Consider the following 4461-nt stretch of genomic DNA (forward strand, 5'->3'; position numbering starts at 1 on the left):
CCAACAGCCGCTTTGAGCCCGTCAATAACGTCAACGCTGACCGTTACTGTAATGACGGCTCCACGGGCGAGTGGAGCGGTAACTTCCTGAACTGGGCGACCATGACCCGGATGGATGCCGTGCGTAAAATCCTTTACGGGGGCAAGCGCAGCACCGATTCGGCCACTCAGACGGTGTTGGAGCGGGCTTTTCTTCCGAACGATGCTCACTCATTTGCCAAGTATTATAACGGCGACGATGTATCGCGGCTGACACCGTTAAGCCCGGCTACTACCGAGGAAGCGACGAATGAAGACTCGGGCATCACTATCTGTAATACCACTGATCCGAGTGACCGGGATGTACTGTCCCAGAATGTTGACTCTGCTCCATTGATGCGCGTTGCAGAGGGAAACTATTCCCTCTGGGCCAGCAATGAACGCTGGCAGTGCCGTTGGGGGCAGGGAACCAACGACAATGACTCGACCGTATCAGGAATCTATGCACACTCCAGCAGCCCGACCAAAGGAGATGACGATAGTGACCTGAATGCGGATTACCGTGTTCGTGTCGAAGTCTGTAAAGAGAACTTTGTGCCTGACGACAACGCCAATGACTGTGTCGCTTACGGCGACTCCCTGAAACCTACGGGGTTGTTGCAGGAGTTTGGTGAAGATGGATCGATTAATTTCGGTCTGATGACCGGCTCCTACTCGGCCAACAAGTCGGGGGGAACACTGCGTAAGAACGTGGGTTCCATGGAAGACGAAATAAATGAAGATGGGACTTTTGTAACCCCCGCTGACCTCGATAACTATGACGGTATTATCAACACCCTTGACCGGCTTCGGATCTACGGCTACCGGTTTGATAATGGTACCTATTTCGGCACGACGGGCAGTGACGATTGTGAGTGGGAGGAGGCGTCTTTTTCTGATGGTGACTGTTCCAACTGGGGCAATCCACAATCAGAGTTGTATCTGGAGTCTCTGCGTTATCTGGCCGGGCAGAGTGCCACTGACGCATTTGACGTCTCCGACAGTGGACGTATTGACGGGCTGAACAAGGCCAGTTGGGTGGCACCGGTGAATGGCGATAACTACTGTGCGCCGGTGAACGTCATTCAGTTTAACGCCTCGACCAGCTCTTACGATGGCGATCAGTTGACGGGGTTCTCAGACCTCGGTGCGGGAGAAAGCACGCTTGACTTCTTTACCAACGCTGTTGGCGCGGCTGAAAATATCCACGGAAATCAGTACTTTGTCGGTGAGGTTGGCGGTGAAGGCGCTGGAGACAACAACCAGCTCTGTACGGCCAAAACTGTCAGTGGTCTGGCCAATGTTAAAGGTACCTGCCCAGATGCTCCGCGTCTTCAGGGGAGCTACCAGATTGCGGGTCTTGCGTATTATGCCCGCTCCGAAGGCCTACAGATCAATGGCGTATCCAATGATCGTCGAAGCCAGGTCAAAACCTATGGGGTGGCTCTGGCGCCCGCCGTTCCCCAGGTGTCTGTTCCCGTACCGGGCGGTGAGCGCACGGTGTCGATTCAGCCGGCCTGTCGCAACACGACCACCGATCCCGATGCAAACTGTGCGATTGTCGACTTTAAAGTGGTTGATCAGGTCAATACCGACGCAGTCAGCACCGGCAAGCTGTATGTCAACTGGGAGGACAGTGAGCAGGGCGGTGACTATGACCAGGACATGTGGGGCATCATTGAGTATTCGGTCACATCAACCAGTGTCACCGTTACCACCGATGTGGTAGCGGACTCCACGCCAAACGTCATGGGGTTTGGCTACGTGATTGGCGGTACCACGAATGATGGTTTTCATGTGCATTCTGGCATTAACGGATTCAAATCGACTTCCGGAGTCAGTACGATCAGCGCTTGCGACGCTGATAGTGGTTGCGATGAGCCGGATGCGAAGTCTTCTAGCACGTTCGTAGTAGGTACCTCTTCGGCGCAACCTCTGGAGCAACCCCTTTACTTTGCTGCCAAGTGGGGCGGTTATGCTGACGAAGATGAAGCTGATATAGCCGCTTCTGCTAACGACAATTACTTCTTTGCGACAGACCCGCGTGAGTTGCAGCGCGCACTTCGGAAGACGTTCGGAGAAATTGCCGCCGGTATCGGCGCGGCCTCCTCGGTCGCGACCAACTCGACCCGACTCACCGAAGGTTCTTTCGTCTATCAGGCTCTCTTCAATAGTGAGAACTGGTCTGGCGAGATCCGGTCTTTTGAAATCGGTGCGAATGGTGCCATTTCATCGACCGTTTACGCGTCGACCAACAGTGGCATGCCAAGCACCAGTGCAGGGCGCACAGTCTATACCTACAACGACGGCGGCACCGGAAATGCCATGGTTGATTTCACCTGGGAGAACCTGTCGGACACTCAGCGCAACCACCTGATTGCGGGTGACACCGAAACGCTTGGGCAAGATCGCCTGAACTGGGTAAAAGGTGATCGGAGTAAAGAGGGCACGGGTGGATTGAGAGAGCGCGAGAAACTTCTGGGCGATATCGTCAATTCCAGTCCGGTGTATCTTGGCGGCCGCGATTTTGGCTACGGACTGCTGCCGGCGGAGCTGGGCGGTGATACGTACGCGGCTCACGTTGAGGATAAGCGGAGTGAAACTCCCACGCTGTTTGTCGGAGCCAATGACGGTATGCTTCACGCCTTCTATGCCGAGGGGAATAGCGCTCTGCAGGAACGCTTCGCCTACGTGCCGAATGGTGTTTATTCCAAACTGGCGACAATTGCGAGCCCCAATTATGGTCGAGAGGACGTTGCCCATGAGTACACGGTGGACGGCCCACTGGCGGTGGGTGATGCTTACGTGGGTGGTGAGTGGAAAAGCGTGCTCGTTGGCACTTTCGGCGCCGGGGGTAAGGGTATCTTTGCGATGGACGTGACCGACCCTGACTTCCCGGAGTTGATGTTTGAGTTGGCACCCAGCGACCTCTCCGCTCTGGGTAATATGGGCTACATACTCAGTCAGCCACAGATCGCTCGTATGGCCAATGGTCGCTGGGCGGTTGTGTTTGGTAATGGGTATGATGCTGGTACATCGCAACTGTTTATCGTTGATCTGGAGAATCCGACCACCCAGAGTCGGGTCATCGATACGGAAGCGGGAACAGGCCTATCGGGTGTGGCATTACTGGGGAATGCCTATGGAGAAATCAATACCGCCTATGCGGGAGATCTGCAGGGTAACCTCTGGAGATTTGATCTGAGTGATACTCGTCCCGATCGCTGGGATGTAGGACTCTCGGGCAATCCCCTGTTTGTTGCAAAAGATGACGATGGTGACCGCCAGCCAATCACGAGTGCACCGACGTTAGGCTTCAACTCCTTGAAACGCCACACAGTGACGGACTCCAAAGGGGTTATCATGGTGTATTTTGGAACGGGAAAATACTTCGAAAATAGTGATAACCTGGCGACAGCGGATACACCTCAGAACAGTTTTTACGCCATCGCTGACCTGGGAGCAGAGCTGGATTACACAAGCAATGCGGGTCAGGATGGACGGACGTCGATTTTGCATGAAAAGGACATCATCCAGGAAACCGATTCGAGAACCATTGACGGTCAAGACCGAAATGAACCTGACTGGGCCGACGCCGATGTTAATGGCTGGTTTATTGATTTCGATACCGCACTGGGCGAGCGGGTCGTCAGTAAGCCGCTGTTGCTGTTCGATCGCCTGATCTTCCCGACGCTGATCCCTTCTGGTGTAGCCTGTGAGTTTGGGGGACGCAGTTGGTTGATGGAACTGGTAGCCATCGGAGATCGGTATTACGGTGAAAACCTGTTGGATGGTATTGAAGAATACGACTCTCTGATCTTGGGTGATCCCACCTTCGGTGTCATGGGTCCGGGTACAGGCAAGCTCATTCTCAACCCATCTGATGGTGGCGTAAACGGTCAGGATGGCGAGATTGGGCGGTTGCTGGAGGAAGAAGTGGATATCCCAACCGATGCGCTGGGCCGTCAATCCTGGCGCCAGATTCGATAACACCAGATTCGATAACAAGAGGAACGAGTAGTGACGTTATTTCACAGACAATCCCAGGCGGGCTTTACCCTGATTGAGATCATGATCGTGGTGGCCATCCTGGGTATCCTGGCATCTATTGCCTATAGCTCGTATCAGAATCAGGTAATGCGCAGCAATCGTTCGGATGCGCAAGCGACCTTGAACGATACGGCGCAACGTCTACAGCGCTGCTATACGACCTTTTCCAGTTACGACAATGATAATTGTGCGGTGTATCAGCAGTTGACGACAGGCGATGCGCGGATCGATTCACCGGAGGGGATGTATCGGATTACCATTGATGACGAGTCGGCGACCACCTACACGTTGAGCGCCACGGCGATTCGCGCACCGCAAACCGCTGATGAAGACTGCGACACGGAAATGTCTTTGGACCACCGGGGACGCCGGACACCAGAGGCCTGCTGGTAGA

2 protein-coding genes are annotated in these 4461 nt (G+C 54.4%); both read left to right on the forward strand.

Features of this window, described 5'->3' with window-relative positions; translation table 11 throughout:
- The first annotated feature begins 101 nt into the window (after positions 1–101).
- On the forward strand, positions 102–4007 hold the full coding sequence (locus B3520_RS07905) for a pilus assembly protein (protein ID WP_286875824.1): 3906 nt from the start codon (positions 102–104) through the stop codon (positions 4005–4007).
- A 30-nt stretch (positions 4008–4037) separates the two neighbouring features.
- A complete protein-coding gene (locus B3520_RS07910) occupies positions 4038–4460 on the forward strand; it encodes a type IV pilin protein (RefSeq protein WP_211331165.1) in 423 nt (140 codons plus the stop codon).
- The last annotated feature ends 1 nt before the right edge of the window (position 4461 follow it).

The sequence above is a fragment of the Marinimicrobium sp. UBA4509 genome (assembly GCF_002388575.1).
Classification (GTDB): domain Bacteria; phylum Pseudomonadota; class Gammaproteobacteria; order Pseudomonadales; family Cellvibrionaceae; genus Marinimicrobium; species Marinimicrobium koreense.